The sequence below is a fragment of the Pseudothioclava nitratireducens genome (genome assembly GCF_029210495.1).
In the GTDB taxonomy this organism is placed as follows: domain Bacteria; phylum Pseudomonadota; class Alphaproteobacteria; order Rhodobacterales; family Rhodobacteraceae; genus Pseudothioclava; species Pseudothioclava nitratireducens.
In genome coordinates, this window is sequence record NZ_JARGDK010000005.1 from 126,147 (window position 1) to 146,318 (window position 20,172).

Below are 20,172 nucleotides of genomic sequence, written 5' to 3' on the forward strand. Positions count from 1 at the left end.
GGGATAGGGGTCGGGGGCCTGAAGGGACCCGCACCCCGCCAATCGCCGCAAGAAGAGGTATTATCATGGCCAAAGTCATCGGGATCGACCTCGGGACCACGAACTCCTGCGTCGCCATCATGGATGGGTCGCAACCCCGCGTGATCGAGAACTCCGAAGGGGCACGCACGACGCCCTCGATCGTCGCCTACACCGATAGCGAACGTCTCGTCGGGCAACCCGCGAAACGTCAGGCTGTCACCAATCCGAACAACACCATTTTCGCCGTCAAGCGCCTCATCGGCCGTCGCGTCACCGACGCCGAAGTCGAGAAGGACCGCAAACTTGTGCCCTATTCCATCGTGGATGGCGGCAATGGCGACGCATGGGTCGAAGTGAACGGCGACAAGTTCTCGCCCGCACAGGTTTCGGCCGTGATCCTTCAGAAGATGAAGGAAACCGCTGAATCGTATCTGGGCGAAGAGGTGACGCAAGCCGTCATCACCGTTCCGGCCTATTTCAACGACGCTCAGCGTCAGGCCACCAAGGATGCCGGCAAGATCGCCGGCCTCGAAGTGCTGCGCATCATCAACGAGCCGACTGCGGCGGCACTTGCCTATGGCCTCGACAAGAAAGAGACCAAGACCATCGCCGTGTATGACCTTGGCGGCGGCACCTTCGACATCACCATTCTGGAAATCGACGACGGTCTGTTCGAAGTGAAATCGACCAACGGGGACACATTCCTCGGCGGTGAAGACTTCGACATGCGTATCGTGAACTACCTCGCCGAGGAGTTCAAAAAAGAGCATGGCACCGACCTGACCAAGGACAAGATGGCGCTGCAGCGTCTCAAGGAAGCGGCCGAGAAAGCCAAGATCGAGCTGTCCTCGTCGCAACAGACCGAGATCAACCAGCCGTTCATCTCGATGGACCCGAAAACCGGCACGCCGCTGCACATGGTCATGAAACTGACCCGCGCGAAGCTGGAAAGCCTCGTCGGTGACCTGATCAAGGCCTCGCTCAAGCCCTGCGCCGCAGCGCTGAAAGATGCTGGCGTGTCCAAGGACGAGATTGACGAAGTGGTTCTGGTCGGCGGCATGACCCGCATGCCCAAAGTCATCGAGGAAGTGACCAACTTCTTCGGCAAAGAGCCACATAAGGGTGTGAACCCGGATGAGGTCGTGGCGCTTGGTGCGGCTATTCAGGCCGGCGTTCTGCAAGGCGACGTGAAAGACGTGGTCCTGCTCGACGTGACGCCGCTGTCGCTTGGCATCGAGACGCTGGGTGGCGTGTTCACCCGCCTGATCGACCGCAACACCACGATCCCGACCAAGAAGTCGCAGATCTTCTCGACCGCCGAGGATAACCAGAACGCGGTGACGATCCGCGTCTTCCAGGGCGAGCGCGAAATGGCCGCGGATAACAAGATGCTGGGCATGTTCAACCTTGAGGACATCCCGCCCGCACCGCGCGGTATGCCGCAGATCGAAGTGACCTTCGACATCGACGCGAACGGTATCGTCAGCGTCTCGGCCAAGGACAAGGGCACCGGCAAAGAGCAGAAGATCACCATCCAGGCCTCGGGCGGGTTGTCCGACGAGGATATCGACAAGATGGTGCGCGACGCCGAGGCCAATGCCGAAGCCGACAAGGCTCGTAAGGAGCTGGTCGAGACCCGCAACCAAGCCGAAAGCTTGCTGCACTCGACGCGCAAGTCGCTCGAAGAGCATGGCGACAAGGTCGACGGCTCGACTGTCGAAGTGATCGAACTGGCAGCGAATGCCCTCGAAGAAGCGCTCAAGACCGACGACACCGGCAAGATCAAAGGCGCGGTTCAGAACCTGACCGATGCCGCGATGAAGCTGGGCGAGGCGATCTACAAGGCCGAGCAGGCGAAAGCCGGCGAGGCCGAGGATATGGATGCCGAAGACGGTCCGCGCGGCGTGGACGACGATATCGTCGATGCCGACTTCGAGGACATGGGCGACGACAAGCGCAAATAAGCGCCGGAACAAGGTGGTGGGCCCCGCTGCGGGCCCACTGCCCCGTTCCCCTTCAAGGGGTGCTGAACAATGGCAAAACGTGATTTCTACGAGGTTCTGGGCGTCTCCAAGGGCGCTTCGGCCGACGAGATCAAGAAGGCCTATCGCACGAAAGCGAAGGAACTTCACCCCGACCGCAACAAGGACAACCCCAGCGCCGAAGACCAGTTCAAAGAGGTCAATGAGGCGTATGAGATCCTGAAGGATGCCGAGAAAAAGGCCGCCTATGACCGCTTCGGTCACGGCGCGTTCGAGGGCGGCATGGGCGGCGGCGGGCCGCGCGGAGGTTATGGGCAGGGCGATTTCGCCAGCGCCTTCTCCGACGTGTTCGAAGATCTCTTTGGTGACTTCATGGGCGGGCGCGGTGGCGCTGGTACGCGTTCGCGCGCGCAGCGCGGGGCGGATCTGCGCTACAACATGCGCATCACCCTCGAAGAGGCGTTCAAAGGCGCGCAAAAGACGATCAGCGTGCCGGGCTCGACCGCTTGTGGCGAGTGCAACGGCACCGGCGCCGAAGGCGGGGCCGAGCCGCAGACCTGCCCAACCTGTTCGGGCATGGGGAAGGTGCGCGCGCAAAACGGCTTCTTCACGGTCGAACGCACCTGTCCGACCTGTGGCGGTCAAGGTCAGGTCGTCAAGAACCCCTGCCGTGCCTGCCACGGTGCGGGCCGCGTCGAAAAAGAGCGCCAGCTGAGCGTGAACATCCCGCCGGGTGTCGAGACCGGCACGCGCATTCGCCATGCTGGCGAGGGCGAGGCCGGGCTGCGCGGCGGTCCGTCGGGCGATCTCTATATCTTCATCGAGGTACGCGAGCACGCGATCTTCCAGCGCGACGGCATGAATCTCTATTGCCGCGTGCCGGTGTCGATGGCCTCGGCCGCGCTTGGTGGTGAGGTCGAAGTGCCGACGATCGACGGCGGGCGCTCGCGGGTCAAGATCCCGTCCGGTTCGCAATCGGGTCGGCAGATGCGCCTGCGCGGCAAGGGCATGCCCGCCCTGCGCGGCGGCGGCCTTGGCGACATGGTGATCGAGCTTGCGGTGGAAACGCCGGTGAACCTCACCGCGCGGCAGAAGGAATTGCTGCGCGAATTCGAGAAGATCGAGGCCGAGAACAACCCCGAGGGGGCGAGTTTCTTCAAAAAGGTCAAGAGCTTCTGGGATGGCATGAAAAACTGATCGGGGCGCCTTCGGGCGCCCTTTTCCATACGTTGGCGCGGATTAACGGTTTATTCACCGAAACCCGCGCAGTCTGGCCGCATGAGCCAGAATCCTCGCGCCTTTCACGAAGCCCCGCTGCCGCTTTTCGGTGACCCCGATGAGGCGATGCCGGTGCCTATGGCGAGCGGTGCGCGCCTACCCTCTTATCTCGCGGATCATCGCAAGCGGCTGCGTGCGCGCTTCATGGAGGGCGGCGCGGGGGCCATGCCCGATTACGAACTTCTGGAACTGATCCTCTTTCGCGCGATCCCACGACAGGATGTAAAACCTCTGGCCCGGCGCCTGATCGAGGTGTTCGGGGATTTCGGTCGGGTGCTTTCCGCGTCCGACGCGCGCCTGCGCGAGGTCACGGGCGTTGGCGACGCTGTTGTTCAGGAGCTGAAGATCGTCGAGGCCGCAGGGCAACGCATGGCACGCGCCAAGGTGATTCATCGCCCCGTTCTGTCCTCGTGGAACGCCCTTATAGATTACTGCCACACGGCGATGGCGCACCGCGAAACAGAGCAGTTCCGGGTGCTCTTTCTCGACCGCAAAAACGTTCTGATCGCGGATGAGGAACAGGCGCGCGGCACGGTCGATCATGTGCCGGTCTATCCGCGCGAAGTGGTGAAACGGGCGCTCGAACTTAACGCTTCAGCCCTGATCCTCGTGCACAATCACCCGTCTGGCGACCCAACACCCTCCGAGGCGGATATCTCCATGACGCAACAGATCGAAACCGCGGCATCGGCGCTTGGCCTTGTGCTTCACGATCACCTGATTATCGGGCGCGGCTGCGAACTCAGCCTGCGGGCAGCCGGTTACATCTAGCGCCCGAGCGCCGCCAGTTGCAGGTCGGACATGATCGGCAACTCCATGAGCACCGCACCTGCGGGGTCGTCGCAGCCCGGCATGGCAACAGAAACGGACGTGGTTTTCTCTACCTCGCCTTCGACCATCGAAATGATCTCTGCCTGCACATCGCGCTCACAGGTCTGGGCGTCGACAATGGCTTCCAACTCGAACTGGATGTCATGCATATCCGCGGGGGCCGAATAGACCTCAACCCGGTAGTCCGAGACCGTCGCGCCAAAGCGCATCATATGACCGCCAAGCGGCGTGTCCGGGGTACGGGGCGCACCGGCATGGATATGGCCCGGCCCATCGAAATCCGAGCCGTATTCATAGGCATTCAGATGCAAGTCCGCATCGCCCCGCCACGACAGGGCCACACGGTTCACCCGTTCGATCCCTTCGACCACGGCCTCCGCCGACAGTCCGGCCGAGCCATGCAGTTGCAGATCCACCCGCGCCTCACGCGCCCAGGCTGGCATCAGACCGCTCCACGCCCCATTCGCATCGGTGGCTACGGTGAACCGCAGCGGGCCATGGCTGACGACCGCGCTTTGCAGCGGGTGGCACGGGGCGTTCACCGAAACGCTGAGCAGCGCATGCGGCGCGGGCTCGACCACAAGCCGGGCCGCGGCACAGCTGCCATCGACACCCGAAAAGCCACTGACAGCCGCGCCCTCATCGAGGTCAAGCACAACGGTCTTGAACGTATCCACCATGTTGCGCGCGGCAATGATGGGAAATTCCTTGCCAAGCCCCACCGAGAGGGCCGCGCCCGGCTGATCGGGATCGAAGCGTGCCAGATGTTCAAGCTTGGCGGAGGGGTGCGCCACCGTCACCATATCCACGGGAGCCGGTGCGATCTGCCCGCGCTGACCCAGCGAGTCGGAATTCTGCATGAGATGCCCGGTCGCCGCCGCGAGCAGGAACGTCGTCCCCACCATGATCGCCTTGCGCGGAATAGTCATCTGAGCCTCCGGGAATCGTCTGTCAGTGCCGTGTTGACTAAGACGTAAACCCGGATGCGGGCGATCAGATGGCGGTGCCACGGCATTTTGCCCAAATCGTTAAGGGCGCACGCAGCGTGGATGTTGTGTGGGCGCAGTAAAATAAGCGCAGATATGGAAAGGGCGGCCGAAGCCGCCCCAATCACGCCGCAATGTCGTCAGACGAGCTTGCCGTGGCAGTGCTTGAACTTCTCGCCCGAGCCGCAGGGGCACGGATCGTTGCGCGCAGGGTCTCCCCAGGTGCTCGGGTCCGATTCGTCAAAGCCGGGGCGCGCGTTCGGGAAATCTTGCTCGCGGGTGACCACCTGCGGACCCGATTGCGCGAGAAGAGCGGCCCGCTCTTCCTCGGTCATCGGACGCACCTGCCCGAGGCGCTGCGTCACATCCGAGCGCAGACCGTCGAGCATCGTCTCGAACAGCTGGAAGCTCTCGGTCTTGTATTCGGACAGCGGATCGCGCTGGGCATAGCCGCGGAAGCCCACGACCGAACGCAGGTGCTCCAGCGTCACAAGGTGCTCACGCCACTTGGTGTCGATCGTTTGCAGAAGGATCTGCTTTTCGATCATGCGCATGTTCTCTTCGCCGAAGCCTTCGGTCTTCTGCGCCATATAGGCGTCCGTCGCTTCGATGATACGCTCCGCGATAACGTCCTGATCGACGCCCTCTTCGGCGGCCCAAGTCGCAATCGGCAGGTCCATGTTCAGGCCGCTGCGCACGGCTTCGACCATCCCTTCGACGTTCCACTGATCGGCGTAGGTCTTGGGCGGCATGTATTGATCGACGAGATCCTCGATGACCTGCACACGCATGTCGCGCGCGATCTCGCCAACCTCGTCCGACTCCATGATCTCGCGGCGCTGTCCAAAGATCGCCTTGCGCTGGTCGTTCATCACGTCGTCGAATTTCAGAAGCTGCTTACGGATGTCGAAGTTGCGCCCCTCAACCTTGGCCTGCGCACGTTCGAGCGATTTGTTCACCCACGGGTGGATGATCGCCTCGCCCTCTTTCATGCCGAGCTTGGAGAGCACATTTTCCAGCTTGTCGGACCCGAAGATGCGCATGAGATCGTCTTCGAGCGACAGGAAGAAAAGCGAGCGCCCCGGGTCCCCCTGGCGGCCCGAACGACCGCGAAGCTGGTTGTCGATACGGCGGCTTTCATGCCGCTCGGTCGCCAGAACGAAGAGACCGCCAGCTTCGAGCACCTTGGCCTTTTCCTCGGCATGTTCGGCTTCGATGCGAGCACGCACCTCGTCCGGGTCCGCCTCGGGATTGGCGTCCAGTTCGGCAAGCACCTTCATCTCGACATTGCCGCCGAGCTGAATGTCGGTCCCGCGACCGGCCATGTTGGTCGCGATGGTCACCGCGCCAAGACGCCCGGCATCCGCGACGATCTGCGCCTCTTTCTCGTGCTGACGTGCGTTGAGGACGTTGTGGGTGATGCCCTCTTGCGTGAGCATCGCCGAGATCATTTCCGACTTTTCGATGGAGGTGGTGCCGACGAGAACCGGCTGCCCCTTCTCATGCGCCTTTTTCAGCGCCTCGATCACGGCGAGGTATTTCTCGCGCGCGGTACGATAGACACGGTCGTGCTCGTCTTTACGGGCGACGGGACGGTTGGTCGGAACTTCAACCACACCGAGCTTGTAGATCTCGGAGAATTCCTCGGCTTCGGTCGCGGCCGTGCCGGTCATGCCACCGAGTTTGTCATAAAGACGGAAGTAGTTCTGGAAAGTCACCGAAGCGAGGGTGACGTTCTCGGGCTGAACCGGGACGCCTTCTTTAGCTTCGATCGCCTGGTGCAGACCATCCGACAGGCGGCGGCCTTTCATCGCGCGGCCGGTATGCTCGTCAATAAGAACGATCTCCTGGCCCGCGACCACGTAGTTCTGATCCTTGAAGAAGATCTTGTGTGCGCGGAGCGCCTGCGTGATGTGGTGCACGATGGTCGTGCTTTCCGGATCGTAAAGCGACTGGCCCTCGGGCAGGATACCGTCGGCGAGCAGGCGCTGCTCGATAAAGTCGTTGCCCTCTTCGGTGAAGGTCGCGTTGCGGGCCTTTTCATCGACGGTGAAATGCTCGGGCGCGAGTTCGGGGATATATTTGTCGAGCGTGCGATAAAGTTCCGAGCGGTCCTGCGAGGGACCCGAGATGATCAGCGGCGTGCGCGCCTCGTCGATCAGGATCGAGTCCACCTCGTCGACGATGGCGAAGTAGTGGTCGCGCTGCATCATCTCTTCGACCGAGCCGCGCATATTGTCGCGCAGATAGTCGAAGCCAAGCTCGTTATTGGTCGCGTAGGTCACATCGGCCGCATAGGCCGCGCGCTTCTCGTCATCGGGCTGGAACGGCACAACAACGCCCGTCGTCAGACCGAGTGCAGTATAGACCTTGCCCATCCAGTCGGCGTCACGCCGCGCCAGATAGTCGTTGACGGTCACGACATGCACACCCTTGCCGGTGAGCGCGTTGAGATACACCGGGAAGGTCGCAACGAGGGTCTTGCCCTCACCCGTCTTCATTTCGGCGATGTTGCCCTGATGCAAAAAGATGCCGCCCATGAGCTGCGTATCGAAGGCGCGCAAGCCAAGCGCACGGCGCGCGGCTTCACGGCAGTTCGCAAAGGCTTCGGGCAGAAGCTGGTCGAGGCTTTCGCCCTCGGCCACGCGTTTCTTGAACTCGGCGGTCTTCTCGATGAGCTGCGCGTCACTGAGTTTTTCGAACTCCGGCTCCAGCGCGTTGATCTTTGCCACAATGGGGCGGGTCGCTTTCACCTTGCGGTCGTTCGGCGTGCCGAAAGCCTTGCGTGCGAGTGTTCCGAGGCCGAGCATGTTTTCTCCGCAATTGGTCTGACCAAATCGTGTGATAAGCGGCCTTGCCGCGCCGGTCGCGCCCGCCTAGAACGGCTAGCGAAAAAAGGGCGGAATTGCCTTCACAGGACCCTTGGCGATGTAAGGGGCGACCGTCAGAGTGTCAACGCCGCGGGGTGCCGCGGCCCGCAGGGAGTGGCTTTGATGTCGAAAATTAATGGGATTTTGGGTGCAGGCGCGATCGTTCTGGCACTGGCGGGCGCAACGATGGCCGAAGGGCCGGGTGCGGATACCGTGGTGGCGACGGTCAATGGCACCGAGATTACCCTGGGTCATATGCTGGCCCTGCGCGGCGGGCTGCCGCCCGAATACCGCACACTGCCCGATGACGTGCTCTTCGATGGCATTCTGGAGCAGCTGATCCAGCAGACCGCACTGGCCAAGATCGGCGAGGACCGCATGACCCAGCGTGATACGATTTCGCTCGAAGTACAGCGCCGCGCCTATTTGTCGAACTCGCTTCTTGCCTATACCGCCGAACGCGCCGTGACCGAGGAGGCCGTGATGGAGGCCTATGAGGCGAAATATGCGGGCGTAGAACCGCGCGAATACCACGCCGCCCATATCCTCGTGGAGACACAGGAAGAGGCTCAGGCGATTAAGGACGAGATCGAGGCAGGCGCCGATTTCGCCGAAGTCGCCAAGGCCAAGTCGAGCGATGGCGCAGCCACCAATGGCGGCGATCTGGGCTGGTTCCAGTTGACCGACATGGTCGAACCCTTCGCAGAGGCCGTGGCCGCGATGGAAGAAGGCGCGCTCGCCGGTCCCGTCGAAACCCGCTACGGCTTCCATGTCGTGAAGCTGATGGAAACCCGCATCGCGGAAGCCCCCACCATCGACGACGTGCGCGAGGAGCTTGAGGGCGAAATCCGTCAGCAGGCGGTTGAGGCGCGCGTCACCGAGACGCTGGAAAATGCCGCGATCGAGCGTATGGTGGAGGGGATCGACCCGGCGATCCTCAAGGATGAGACGATCCTGGGCAACTGAGAGCAATGAGGGGCCAGATGGCGAAGAAAGACAAAGATCTCAAGGACGAGATCGCCAAGCTGAAGGCACGGGTCAAGAAGCTCAAGACCCGGCTCGATGCGACGAAAGGCAAGGCCAAGAAGAAGGCCAAGGCCACGAAGCCGTTGATCTCGCCGCTGGCCCCCGCCAGCTTCCCCCAGCTTCCGGTGATCGAGGGTGTCGAGTTCGCCTCGGCCGCTGCGGGCGTCAAGTATCAGGGCCGCACTGATGTGATGCTGGCCAGGATCGCGCCCGGTTCGGCGATTGCCGGGGCCTTCACGACCTCGTCGACGCGGGCGGCCTGTGTGCTCGACTGCGAAGCCAAGCTGAAGAAGCGCGGCGCGGCGGACTCGACCGACGGCGCTGCAATCATTGTGAACTCCGGGAACGCCAACGCCTTTACCGGCGACAATGGCCGCGCCTCGGTGGATGCGGTGACGGGCGCCGTGGCGGATGCGCTGGGCGTTCCGGCCTCGCGGGTGTTCTCCAGTTCGACCGGCGTGATCGGTGAGCCGCTGCCGCATGACCGGATCATCGCCAAGATCGGTGAGTTGGGCGGCGCGCTGGATGCGGGCGGCATGGAGGGTGCTGCGCGCGCCATCATGACCACCGACACTTTCCCGAAAGGCGCTTGTGCCGAGGTTCTGGGCGATGGTGGCACCATCAAGATCGCGGGGATCGCCAAAGGGTCGGGGATGATCGCGCCGAATATGGCGACGATGCTGGTTTACCTGTTCACCGACGCGTCGATATCGCAGCGCAATCTGCAAAAGATGCTTTCGCGCCAAGTGGATGGCACCTTCAACGCGATTACCGTGGACAGCGACACCTCGACCTCGGACGCGCTGATCTTGGCGGCCACGGGCAAGTCGGCGGCAGCGCCGATTACCGATATGCGCTCCAAGGTCGCCAAGGATTTCGAAGCCGCGCTGCGTGCCGTGATGACCGACCTCGCGCAGCAGGTCGTCAAGGATGGCGAAGGCGCCACGAAATTCGTGGAGATCCGCGTGACCGGGGCCGAGACCGCAGCCGATGCGCATAAGGTGGGGATGGCGATTGCCAACTCGCCGCTGGTCAAGACGGCCATCGCCGGTGAGGATGCGAACTGGGGCCGGATCGTCGCGGCGGTCGGCAAGTCCGGCGCCAAGGCGGATCGTGACCGTCTGTCGATCTCCTTCGGGGACATTCTCGTCGCCGAGAAGGGCTGGCGGGTGCCGGATTATTCGGAAGAGGCCACCTCGGCCTATATGAAGAACGCGGAACTGGTGATCGGCGTCGATCTGGGGCTCGGCAAGGCGGCCAAGACCGTCTGGACCTGCGACCTTACCTATCGCTACATCGAGATCAACGCGGATTACCGTTCGTGAAGCTGGTTCTTGTCTCTGCGGTTGCGCTCATCGATCCCGATGGGCGCATCCTTCTCGCACAGCGCCCCGAGGGCAAGTCGCTTGCGGGTCTGTGGGAGTTTCCGGGCGGCAAGGTCGAGCCCGGTGAAACCCCCGAAGCCTGCCTGATCCGCGAATTGCACGAAGAACTGGGGATCAATACCTTTGAAAGCTGTCTCGCGCCGCTGACATTCGCCAGCCACAGCTACGACGATTTCCACCTGCTGATGCCGCTTTTCGCCTGCCGGAAATGGACCGGGATCGTCACCCCGCGCGAGGGCCAAAAGCTCGCCTGGGTGCGTGCAACCGACCTGAAAACCTATCCGATGCCGCCAGCGGATGAACCTTTGATCCCGATCTTGCGCGACTGGCTGTGAAAAACGGGCGAAATCCCGCCATTTCACGACGAAATCGCGGGGTTTTGTTTCCTTTTCATTAACGATTTCTCCCTAACCTTGGTATAAATCGGCTTGGGAGGATGTCACATGCTGCGAACCATCACTGTTGGTAGTTGTGTTTCGGTACAGGGCACGTTTGAAGCCCAGCTCGACAATGGAAATATCGTGATCCGCGTTGGGAACAGCCTGTTCACGGGCCGCCCAATCGTAAAAAATGCCGCCTGAGGCGGCCTTTTGCATCTCGGCGCAATCAAAAGGGGGCCTCTCGGCCCCCTCTTTCATTACAGCGAACGTTCGACTTCTTCGCGCTCGAAAATCTCGATGACATCGCCCGGACGGATGTCGTCGTAATTCTCGAAGGCCATGCCGCATTCCTGACCGGACTGCACCTCTTTGACCTCGTCCTTGAAGCGCTTGAGCGTCTTGAGCGTGCCCTCGTGGATCACCACGTCTTCGCGCAGCAGGCGCACGCCAGCCGAACGGCGGGCAACGCCTTCGGTGACGATACAGCCAGCCACCTTGCCGACGCCCGTGACCTTGAAGACTTCCTTGATCGACGCGTAGCCGATGAAGTTTTCGCGGATCTCGGCCGAGAGCAGGCCCGAGGCCGCCGCTTTGATGTCGTCCACCAGATCGTAGATGATCGAGTAGTAGCGGATCTCGACGCCCTTCTGGTTGGCGGCAGCCCGTGCCGGCGCGTTGGCCCGCACGTTGAAGCCGATAACCGGCGCGCCCGAGGCTTCGGCCAGACCGATATCGGATTCGGTAATGGCGCCGACGCCCGAATGCAGCACGCGCACGCGCACCTCTTCGTTGCCGACCTTCTCGAGCGCCTGAACGATGGCCTCGGCAGAGCCCTGCACATCGGCCTTCACCAGAACCGGCAGTTCGGCGACATTCTCGTCCGCCTTGGCCTTGGCCATAAGCTGTTCAAGCGTGGTCGCGGCACCGGCGGCGGCGCGTTTATCCTTAGCGGCCTGCTCGCGGTAATCCGCGATCTCGCGGGCCTGCGCCTCGGTCTCGACGACGTTGAGCACATCACCCGCTTCGGGCGTACCGTTCAGGCCGAGCACCTCGACCGGGACCGACGGACCCGCTTCGTCGACGCGCTCGCCTTTGTCGTTGATCAGCGCGCGCACCTTGCCCCATTTCTCGCCGACGACGAAAATATCGCCGCGCTTGAGCGTGCCGTGCTCGATGAGAACCGTCGCAACCGGGCCACGGCCCACGTCAAGCTTGGCCTCGATGACAGCGCCTTGAGCCGCACGGGTCGGGTTAGCCTTGAGTTCGAGGATCTCGGCCTGAAGCGCGATGGCTTCGAGCAGGTTGTCGAGGCCTTTGCCGGTCTTGGCCGACACTTCGACGGTCTGAACCTCGCCGCCCATCTCTTCGACGACAACTTCATATTGGAGAAGCTCGGTGCGCACTTTCTGCGCGTTCGCTTCGGGCTTGTCGCATTTGTTGATCGCAACGATCATCGGAACGCCAGCCGCCTTGGAGTGGTTGATCGCCTCGATGGTCTGCGGCATGACCGAGTCATCGGCGGCCACCACGAGCACCACGATATCGGTGACATTCGCACCGCGCGCGCGCATCGAGGTAAAGGCCGCGTGGCCGGGGGTATCGAGGAAGGTCAGGACCGCGCCGCTCTCGGTGGTCACCTGATAGGCGCCGATATGCTGCGTGATGCCGCCAGCCTCGCCCGACACGACATTCGCGTTGCGGATCGCATCCAGCAGCGAGGTCTTGCCGTGGTCGACGTGGCCCATGATCGTGATGATCGGCGGGCGCGATTCCAGATCTTCGGGCTTGTCCTCGACCGAATCAATCACCTGTTCCACGTCGGCATCCGACACGCGCACAGCCTTGTGGCCGAATTCGTCGATGATGAGTTCGGCGGTATCGGCGTCGATGGTCTGGTTGCCCGTCACCATCATGCCCATCTTCATCAGTGCTTTGACCACATCGGCGCCGCGCTCGGCCATCCGGTTGGCCAGTTCCGAGACCATAATGGTTTCGGGAAGCTGCACTTCGCGGACCATCTTCTCGGCGCGTTGCGAGCCGCCCATGGCTTTCTGCCGGGCTTTCTCTTGTTTGCGCTTCATCGCGGCGAGCGAGCGCTGACGCCCGTCCCCACCCGAGAGCGCGTCGTTCAGCGAGAGCTTACCCGAACGGCGGTTGTCGTCACGGCCTTTGCCGCGTGCATCACGCTCGGGCGCGCGATCGGTGCGCTCACGGTCGGTCTTGCGCGGACCGGTGGTCGAGACGCCCTTGGTCGCCGCGCGCGCAGCCGCGGCCTCGGCCGCAGCCTGATCGGCGGGCTCTTCGGCTTTCGGGGCCTTGCGGATTTCTTCTTTCTTCTGAGCACGTTGCTCGGCCTCGCGGGCCTTGCGCTCGTCCTCTTCGGCCTTCAGGCGCAGCGCTTCCTCGCGTTCGCGATCTTCACGCTCTTTCGCCTCTTGCTCGGCACGACGACGCTCACGCTCTTCCTCGCGGGCCTTTTCCTCGGCCTCACGGGCGGCGGCCTCTTCGACCTCACGCGCTTTCGCGGCTTGCAGCGCCTTCAGGCGGCGCTCCATCTCGGCATCGGAAATGCCAGCGGGACGTTTCGAGGGATCGCCCGCAGCCGGTTTGCCCGTGCTTTTCGCCGGGGCGACGCCCGGCTTGGGCACGACCACCTTCTTGCGTTTGGTCTCGACCACCACGTTCTTCGTCCGACCGTGGGAGAAGCTTTGCTTCACCTGACCGGGGCGCGCACCGCCGAGACCGAGGGGTTTTTTGCCGTCACTATCGCTCATGCCGTCTTCGTATCCTTCATGGCGGATTTGCCGCCGTCCTGCTTGCGCAAACCCGCAAGCCTTGCCGCTTCTCTTATGACACGCGGAGTGAGTCCGCCAGCCGCAAGCGCGCCGTGTATGGCATGATCGCGGCCGAAAGCCAAACCCAATTCAGCGCTTGTCAGGCAGCCAAACCAACGCCCGCCTTCGGGTGTCCATAGCTTGCCTTTGCCTCGCTCTGATCCGTCCGAGGCTTGGAGAAGAACCTTAGCCCGTCCCTCGGACAGCCAGCCCTTCACTTTTTCAAATCCGACAACAGCTTTGCCGGACTTGCGCACCAGAGAGATAAGCTCGACCACGCGTTTCGCAAGCCCCTCCTCGACCAGATCGGCCAAGTTTTCCGGGGTTTTTGCGGGCGCTTTGGCCGCGCGGGCGAACATGCCCTTGGCCGCCGCCTTCTCGATGATGTCGCGATCAGCCGTGACCCAGATCCCCCGGCCCGGCAGTTTTTCTGCCAGATCCGGGTAGATCGTGCCGTCAGGGCCCAGGACGAAACGCACAAGACCTTGCTTGGGCTGCACGTCACCCGTGACGATGCAGCGCCGTTCCGGCCCCTCTTGCGTGTTGTCCTTGCCCCCTCGGGTCATCGCTTATCCGAGGCTCAGGCCTCGGCCTCCTCGTCGGCTTCGCCTTCGACCTCTTCGGCCTCGAGCTCGGTCGGGTCGACCCAGCCAAGCTGAATGCGAGCGGTCATGACGAGGTTCTGCGCCTCTTCGAGCGAAACGTCGAAGGGCTCGAGAATGCCGTCATCCTTGACGCGCTGGCCATCGACGGTGGTCCAACCACCGGCGAGTTCCCAGTCCGCGCAGGTTGCGAAATCTTCGAGCGTCTTCACGCCGTCCTTGGCGAGCGCCTCGATCATCTGCGGGGTCAGACCTTCGAACTCCACCAGCGAGTCCTCGACGCCCAGTTCGCGTGCGACTTCCATCGCCTTGCGGTTCTGTTCCTCGATGAAGTCGCGGGCACGGGCCTGAAGCTCTTCGGCGGTGCCTTCGTCCACACCCTCGATCGAAAGCAGTTCGTCGAGATCGACATAGGCGACTTCTTCGAGCGAGGTAAAGCCCTCGGCCACGAGAAGCTGCGCGAAGAATTCGTCGAGATCCAGCGCTTCAACGAAGAGCTTGGTGCGCTCGGCGAACTCGGCCTGACGACGCTGCGATTCCTCGGCTTCGGTCAGGATGTCGATATCCAGACCGGTCAGCTGCGAAGCCAGACGCACGTTCTGACCACGGCGACCGATGGCGAGCGAAAGCTGCTCGTCGGGCACCACGACTTCGATCTTGCCGGCTTCCTCGTCGATCACGACCTTCGACACTTCGGCCGGTTGCAGCGCGTTCACGAGGAAGGTCGCCTGATCTTCGTTCCACGGAATGATGTCGATCTTCTCGCCCTGAAGCTCGCCAACAACGGCCTGTACGCGCGAGCCGCGCATACCGACACAGGCGCCGACCGGGTCGATCGAGTTGTCGTGGCTGATCACGCCGATCTTCGCGCGCGAGCCCGGATCGCGGGCCACGGCCTTGATCTCGATGATGCCGTCATAAATCTCCGGCACTTCCATCTTGAACAGTTCCGCCATGAATTGCGGGTCGGTGCGCGACAGGAAGATTTGCGGGCCACGGGCCTCGCGGCGCACGTCCTTGACATAGGCGCGGATGCGGTCGTTCGGGCGATAGCTCTCGCGGCCGATCTTTTCGTTACGGCGCAGGATGGCTTCGCCACGGCCCACATCGACGATGATGTTGCCGTATTCCTCGCGCTTGACGGTGCCGTTGATGATGGTGCCGACGCGGTCCTTGAACTCTTCGTATTGGCGGTCACGCTCGGCCTCACGGACCTTTTGCAGGATCACCTGTTTCGCCGATTGCGCAGCGATGCGGCCCAGATCGACCGGCGGAACCTCGTCCACGATCTCGTCGCCGATTTGCGGGTCGGCAAGGTATTGCTTCGCCTGCTCGACGGTCAGCTCGGCCTGATAGTTTTCCAGTTCCTCATCGGCGACCACGGTGCGCACGCGGGTAAAGGTGGCGCGGCCGGTCTTGCGGTCGATCGAGACGCGGATATCCATCTCCGAGCCGTAGCGCGACTTGGCGGCGCGGGCGAGACTGTCCTCCATCGCCTGGATCACCAGATCCGGGTCGATCATCTTCTCGCGGGCCACAGCCTCGGCGGTTTGCAGCAGTTCCAACTGGTTGGCAGAGGTGATTGCCATTGCTCAGGTCTCCTCGTCGGGGGAATCTGTTTCGATTTCGTCGAATTGGGTTTCATCAATCGCGCCCGAAGCCTTCTTCTGGCGCAGCACTTCCGCGATCAGCTCATCAGTCAGGACAAGCTTGGCATCCGAGAGCCAATCGAATTGCAGGCCGATCACGACCTCCTCACCGTTGTTCTCGATCTCGATCAGAACCTCGTCGCCCTCGGTGCCGCGCAGCACGCCTTTGAAGCGGCGGCGACCGTCGATTTGCTCGCTGGTCTCGATCTTGACCTCGTAGCCTTCCCAGGCGTCGAAATCCTTGAGCCGCGTCAGCGGGCGGTCGATGCCGGGCGAGGAAACCTCGAGGTGATAGTTCTCGTCGATCGGGTCCTCGACATCGAGCACAGCCGAAACGGCCGTCGAGATCGCGGCGCAATCATCCACGTCGATGCCGCCGTCGGGGCGGTCGGCCATGATCTGAAGCGTGGCGGTCTTGCCGCCTTGCAGCCGAAGACGCACAAGTTCGAAGCCCAGACCTTCGATGGTCGGGGTCACGATATCGGCCAGACGCCGGTCGATGGCGGTTTTGGCGATGAGGTCGGTCATGGGGTCCGATCCCTTAAAAACAAAAAACGGGCCTGCGCGGCCCGTTACATTCTTCCGGTGGGCGCCGGGTTTGGACCCCAGCGCGCCGCTGTTGAGGGGGATATAGTCGAGAAGCCCCGAGTCTGCAAGCGACTTGTGCGCGGCGGGCCTGTGCCCTCAGTCCCGCAGGCGGTTCATCGCCGCCACGAGCCCCGCGCTGATCCCGGCCTCGGACAGAGCATGTCCCGCCGCTGGCACCATGTGAAGCCGCGCCTTGGCCCAGCCCTCCGCGAGACGCCACGCAGAGATCGGCGGGCAAATCATGTCCATGCGGCCCTGCACGATCGTCGCCGGGATATGTTCGATCCGGTGGCGTTCACGCAGGATTTGGCCTTCCTCGATAAAGCAGCGATGGGTGAAATAGTGGTTCTCGAGCCGGGCGAAAGCGCGGGCATAATCAGCCGGGGCCTCGCCCACGAGCCCGTCGAAATCGACCGTGGCCAGCGCATTTTCCCACATCGCCCATGAGCGCGCATAGCGCGCCTCGGTCGCGTGGTCGCCGCTGAACAGATGCCGGTTATAGGCGGCGATCAGGTCATGCTGCTCCTCGGTCGGGATCGGACGCAGGAACTGGCGCCACAGATCGGGGAAGAACTGCCCCGCGCCACCGCCATAGAACCAGTCGAGTTCACTCTGCTGGGCAAGGAACACGCCACGGAGCACCAGCGCTTCGACCCGCGAAGGATGCGATTGCGCGTAAAGCAGCGCGAGCGTCGCCCCCCAGCTTCCGCCGAACACGATCCAGCCGTCGATGCCGAGAAGCTCGCGGATCAGTTCCATGTCGTTGATCAGGTGCTGCGTCGTGTTCGCCGTGACGCAGGCATGGGGCTTGGACAGCCCGCAGCCACGTTGATCGAACAGCACGATCCGGTAGTGCTCCGGATCGAATAAGCGCCGCATCGCGGGGCTCGATCCGCCGCCCGGCCCCCCGTGGCACACCACCACAGCCGGACCCTCGGGATTGCCCGATTGCTCGACATAGACCCGGTGCCCATCGCCCACATCGACCATGCGCCGGTCGAAAGGTTCGATCGACGGGTAGAGAAATGCGCCGGATGTGCGCTTTTGCCCTGCGGTTCTGTCCATGATCGGACTATATAACGGGAAATCGGCGCCCGCCACGGGGGGCGCGCAGGAAGTGCAGAGGATAGCGATGGCTCAGGCGACGAACACGATCGACCCGGCGGAAGTGGCTAAATTCGAGGCGATGGCCGCCGAATGGTGGGACCCGAATGGCAAGTTCAAACCTCTGCACATGCTCAACCCCTGCCGCCTGGACTACATCACCCAGCAAATCGCCGCCCAGTTCGGGCGCGACCTGACGGCCCCGCGCCCGTTCGAGGGGCTGCGCCTCTTGGATATCGGCTGCGGCGGGGGGCTGTTGTCCGAGCCCATGGCGCGGCTCGGTGCGACGGTCGTCGGCGCGGATGCCGCCGAACGCAACATCCCCGTTGCGAAGCTACACGCCGAGCAATCCGGGCTCGAAATCGACTACCGCCACATGGCCGCCGAGGATATCGCCGCCAAGGGCGAACGTTTCGACATCGTGCTGGCGATGGAGATCATCGAGCATGTCGCCGATCCGCAGGGTTTCACCGACACCTGTGCAGAGCTTTTGAACCCCGGCGGGCTGATGCTCATGTCCACGCTCAATCGCAACGCCAAGAGCTACATGATGGCGATCATCGGGGCCGAGCATGTGATGCGGTGGCTGCCGAAGGGCACGCATGAATGGTCGAAATTCGTGACCCCGGATGAGCTCTTCGAACTGATCGGCAAGGCGGGACTCGATGCGGTGGACCGCAAGGGGATGGTGTTCAACCCGATCACGTGGCGCTGGTCGCTCTCGGATCGGGATCTGAGTGTGAACTATGTCACCGCAAGCGTGAAACGATAGGCCACGGGGGCGCTGCCCCCGCACCCCCGGGATATTTATGGCAGATTGAGAGGGTTATTTCGCCTTGGGGCGGAAGGCGACGATCTTGGCCGGGTCGGTCTCGATGCGCGCCGCGCCGATAAGGTCGAGGCAGTAGGGCACGGCGGCAAAGACCGCGTTGAGGCAGGTCGCGATCGCCGAAGGTTTGCCCGGCACCATGATGATGAGCGACTTGCCCGCGATCCCCGCCGATTGGCGCGACAGGATCGCCGTCGGCACTTCGAGAAGCGAGGCGCGGCGCATCTCTTCGCCAAAGCCTGCCAGTTCCTTTTCAATCACGTCGGCGCAACCTTCCGGCGTTTCATCCCGTGGCGCAGGGCCGGTGCCGCCGGTCACGAGGATCAGGTCGGCTTCGGCGGCGACCAGTTCGCGCAGTTTGGCCGCCACGCTGTCGCGCCCGTCGGGGATGATGTGCCGCTCGATCTCGAGCGGCGAGGTCACGACCGCGCGCAGGTAGTCCTCGCAGCCCGGACCGCCCTTGTCCTCGTATTCGCCGCGGCTGGCGCGGTCGGACACGGTAACGATAGCGGCCCTGGGCTGCGAAACGCTCATTTCTGCACGCGTGCGTTGCGGGCCGCGATCAGTTTGAGGCGCAGCGCGTTGAGCTGGATGAAGCCAGCCGCGTCTTTCTGATCGTAAGCGCCGGCGTCTTCCTCGAAGGTGACGTGCTTTTCGGAATAAAGCGAGTAATCCGACCAGCGGCCCACGGTGAAGACGGCACCTTTGTAGAGGCGCAGACGCACGGTGCCGGAGACCATTTCCTGGCTCTTGTCGATCAGCGCTTGCAGCATCTCGCGCTCGGGCGAGAACCAGAAGCCATTGTAGATCAGCTCGGCGTAGCGCGGCATGATCGAGTCCTTGAGGTGGCCCGCGCCGCTGTCGAGCGTGATCTGCTCGATGCCGCGATGCGCCTCGAGAAGGATGGTGCCGCCGGGGGTTTCATAGATGCCGCGCGACTTCATGCCGACGAAGCGGTTCTCCACGAAGTCGAGACGGCCGATGCCGTGCTTGCGACCATAGTCGTTGAGCTGGGTCAGGATCGTCGCGGGGCTCATCGCCTCGCCGTTGATCGCAACCGCATCGCCCTTCTCGAAGGTCACCTCGATGAATTCCGGCTGATCGGGCGCATCCTCGGGGTTCACGGTGCGCTGGAACACATAGTCGGGCGCCATGTCGGCGGGGTTCTCGAGAACCTTACCCTCGGACGAGGTGTGCAGCAGGTTCGCGTCCACCGAGAACGGTGCTTCGCCGCGCTTGTCCTTGGCAATCGGGATCTGGTTCTGCTCGGCGAATTCCAGAAGCTTCGTGCGCGAGCTGAGGTTCCATTCACGCCACGGCGCGATCACCTTGATCGCCGGGTCGAGTGCGTAAGCCGAGAGCTCGAAGCGCACCTGATCGTTGCCCTTGCCAGTCGCGCCATGCGCCACAGCGTCGGCGCCGTGCTGATGCGCGATCTCGACCAGACGCTTCGAGATCAGCGGACGCGCAATCGAGGTGCCGAGCAGGTAGAGCCCCTCATAGACCGCGTTGGCACGGAACATCGGAAAGACGAAATCGCGGACGAACTCTTCACGCACGTCTTCGATATGGATATTCTCCGGCTTGATGCCGAGCATCTCGGCCTTCTTGCGCGCCGGGTCCAGCTCTTCGCCCTGACCGAGATCGGCGGTGAAGGTGATGACCTCGCAGCCATATTCGGTTTGCAGCCATTTCAGGATGATCGAGGTATCGAGGCCGCCGGAATAGGCGAGCACGACTTTCTTGGGCGCGGACATGGGCATCTCCGGGATTCAGGTTTCCGCGCGGGGATAGTGGTTTTTCGGCT

Annotated in this window: 17 protein-coding genes; 8 read left to right on the plus strand and 9 right to left on the minus strand. The window is 62.8% G+C overall.

The window, feature by feature from the left end; all coding sequences use genetic code 11:
* The first annotated feature begins 65 nt into the window (after window positions 1-65).
* From dnaK to radC, 3 genes are all read left to right on the plus strand, one after another.
* On the plus strand, window positions 66-1,985 hold the full coding sequence (dnaK, locus tag P0X85_RS07730; protein WP_275811132.1) for a molecular chaperone DnaK: 1,920 nt from the start codon (window positions 66-68) through the stop codon (window positions 1,983-1,985).
* A gap of 69 nt (window positions 1,986-2,054) precedes the next feature.
* On the plus strand, window positions 2,055-3,200 hold the full coding sequence (gene dnaJ / locus P0X85_RS07735; RefSeq protein WP_275811135.1) for a molecular chaperone DnaJ: 1,146 nt from the start codon (window positions 2,055-2,057) through the stop codon (window positions 3,198-3,200).
* Window positions 3,201-3,281: 81 nt separating this feature from the next.
* Window positions 3,282-4,052, plus strand: coding sequence for a RadC family protein (gene radC / locus P0X85_RS07740; RefSeq protein WP_275811138.1), 771 nt, complete (start codon window positions 3,282-3,284; stop codon window positions 4,050-4,052).
* On the opposite strand, the gene P0X85_RS07745 is transcribed toward radC, so the two are convergent.
* Complete coding sequence (locus tag P0X85_RS07745; RefSeq protein ID WP_275811141.1) at window positions 4,049-5,041, minus strand: hypothetical protein; 993 nt, start codon at window positions 5,039-5,041, stop codon at window positions 4,049-4,051. The two genes, radC and P0X85_RS07745, sit on opposite strands and share 4 nt — an antisense overlap.
* Window positions 5,042-5,238: 197 nt before the next feature.
* On the minus strand, window positions 5,239-7,908 hold the full coding sequence (gene secA / locus P0X85_RS07750; RefSeq protein WP_275811144.1) for a preprotein translocase subunit SecA: 2,670 nt from the start codon (window positions 7,906-7,908) through the stop codon (window positions 5,239-5,241).
* A gap of 183 nt (window positions 7,909-8,091) precedes the next feature.
* On the opposite strand from secA, the gene P0X85_RS07755 reads away from it, so the two are divergent.
* The 4 genes from P0X85_RS07755 to P0X85_RS07770 all read left to right on the plus strand — a co-directional run bounded on the left by P0X85_RS07755 (window position 8,092) and on the right by P0X85_RS07770 (window position 10,960).
* Entirely contained in the window at window positions 8,092-8,934 is an 843-nt protein-coding gene (locus tag P0X85_RS07755) for a peptidylprolyl isomerase (protein ID WP_275811147.1), read from the plus strand.
* A 17-nt stretch (window positions 8,935-8,951) separates the two neighbouring features.
* The gene (gene argJ, locus P0X85_RS07760) at window positions 8,952-10,319 is read left to right on the plus strand and encodes a bifunctional glutamate N-acetyltransferase/amino-acid acetyltransferase ArgJ (protein WP_275811150.1); all 1,368 of its coding nucleotides are present in this window, start codon (window positions 8,952-8,954) and stop codon (window positions 10,317-10,319) included.
* Complete coding sequence (locus P0X85_RS07765) at window positions 10,316-10,714, plus strand: (deoxy)nucleoside triphosphate pyrophosphohydrolase (RefSeq protein WP_275811153.1); 399 nt, start codon at window positions 10,316-10,318, stop codon at window positions 10,712-10,714. The genes argJ and P0X85_RS07765 overlap by 4 nt, the downstream gene beginning before the upstream one ends.
* A 108-nt stretch (window positions 10,715-10,822) precedes the next feature.
* On the plus strand, window positions 10,823-10,960 hold the full coding sequence (locus tag P0X85_RS07770) for a hypothetical protein (protein WP_275811156.1): 138 nt from the start codon (window positions 10,823-10,825) through the stop codon (window positions 10,958-10,960).
* Between the two features lie 56 nt (window positions 10,961-11,016).
* On the opposite strand, the gene infB is transcribed toward P0X85_RS07770, so the two are convergent.
* The 5 genes from infB to pip all read right to left on the minus strand — a co-directional run bounded on the left by infB (window position 11,017) and on the right by pip (window position 17,497).
* Window positions 11,017-13,533 (minus strand): translation initiation factor IF-2, encoded by a 2,517-nt coding sequence (infB, locus tag P0X85_RS07775; protein WP_275811159.1) that lies wholly within the window; start codon window positions 13,531-13,533, stop codon window positions 11,017-11,019.
* Window positions 13,530-14,159 (minus strand): RNA-binding protein, encoded by a 630-nt coding sequence (locus tag P0X85_RS07780; protein ID WP_275811161.1) that lies wholly within the window; start codon window positions 14,157-14,159, stop codon window positions 13,530-13,532. The genes infB and P0X85_RS07780 overlap by 4 nt, the downstream gene beginning before the upstream one ends.
* A gap of 14 nt (window positions 14,160-14,173) precedes the next feature.
* On the minus strand, window positions 14,174-15,784 hold the full coding sequence (gene nusA / locus P0X85_RS07785; RefSeq protein WP_275811164.1) for a transcription termination factor NusA: 1,611 nt from the start codon (window positions 15,782-15,784) through the stop codon (window positions 14,174-14,176).
* A gap of 3 nt (window positions 15,785-15,787) precedes the next feature.
* Window positions 15,788-16,372, minus strand: a complete 585-nt coding sequence (gene rimP, locus P0X85_RS07790) for a ribosome maturation factor RimP (protein ID WP_275811167.1) — start codon at window positions 16,370-16,372, stop codon at window positions 15,788-15,790.
* A 156-nt stretch (window positions 16,373-16,528) separates the two neighbouring features.
* Window positions 16,529-17,497, minus strand: a complete 969-nt coding sequence (pip, locus tag P0X85_RS07795) for a prolyl aminopeptidase (RefSeq protein WP_275811170.1) — start codon at window positions 17,495-17,497, stop codon at window positions 16,529-16,531.
* A 67-nt stretch (window positions 17,498-17,564) separates the two neighbouring features.
* On the opposite strand from pip, the gene ubiG reads away from it, so the two are divergent.
* On the plus strand, window positions 17,565-18,308 hold the full coding sequence (ubiG, locus tag P0X85_RS07800; RefSeq protein ID WP_275811173.1) for a bifunctional 2-polyprenyl-6-hydroxyphenol methylase/3-demethylubiquinol 3-O-methyltransferase UbiG: 744 nt from the start codon (window positions 17,565-17,567) through the stop codon (window positions 18,306-18,308).
* A 54-nt stretch (window positions 18,309-18,362) separates the two neighbouring features.
* On the opposite strand, the gene mog is transcribed toward ubiG, so the two are convergent.
* The gene (mog, locus tag P0X85_RS07805; protein ID WP_275811176.1) at window positions 18,363-18,899 is read right to left on the minus strand and encodes a molybdopterin adenylyltransferase; all 537 of its coding nucleotides are present in this window, start codon (window positions 18,897-18,899) and stop codon (window positions 18,363-18,365) included.
* Window positions 18,896-20,122: an argininosuccinate synthase gene (locus P0X85_RS07810; protein ID WP_275811179.1), complete on the minus strand. Its 1,227-nt coding sequence runs from the start codon at window positions 20,120-20,122 to the stop codon at window positions 18,896-18,898. The genes mog and P0X85_RS07810 overlap by 4 nt, the downstream gene beginning before the upstream one ends.
* Window positions 20,123-20,172: the final 50 nt, after the last annotated feature.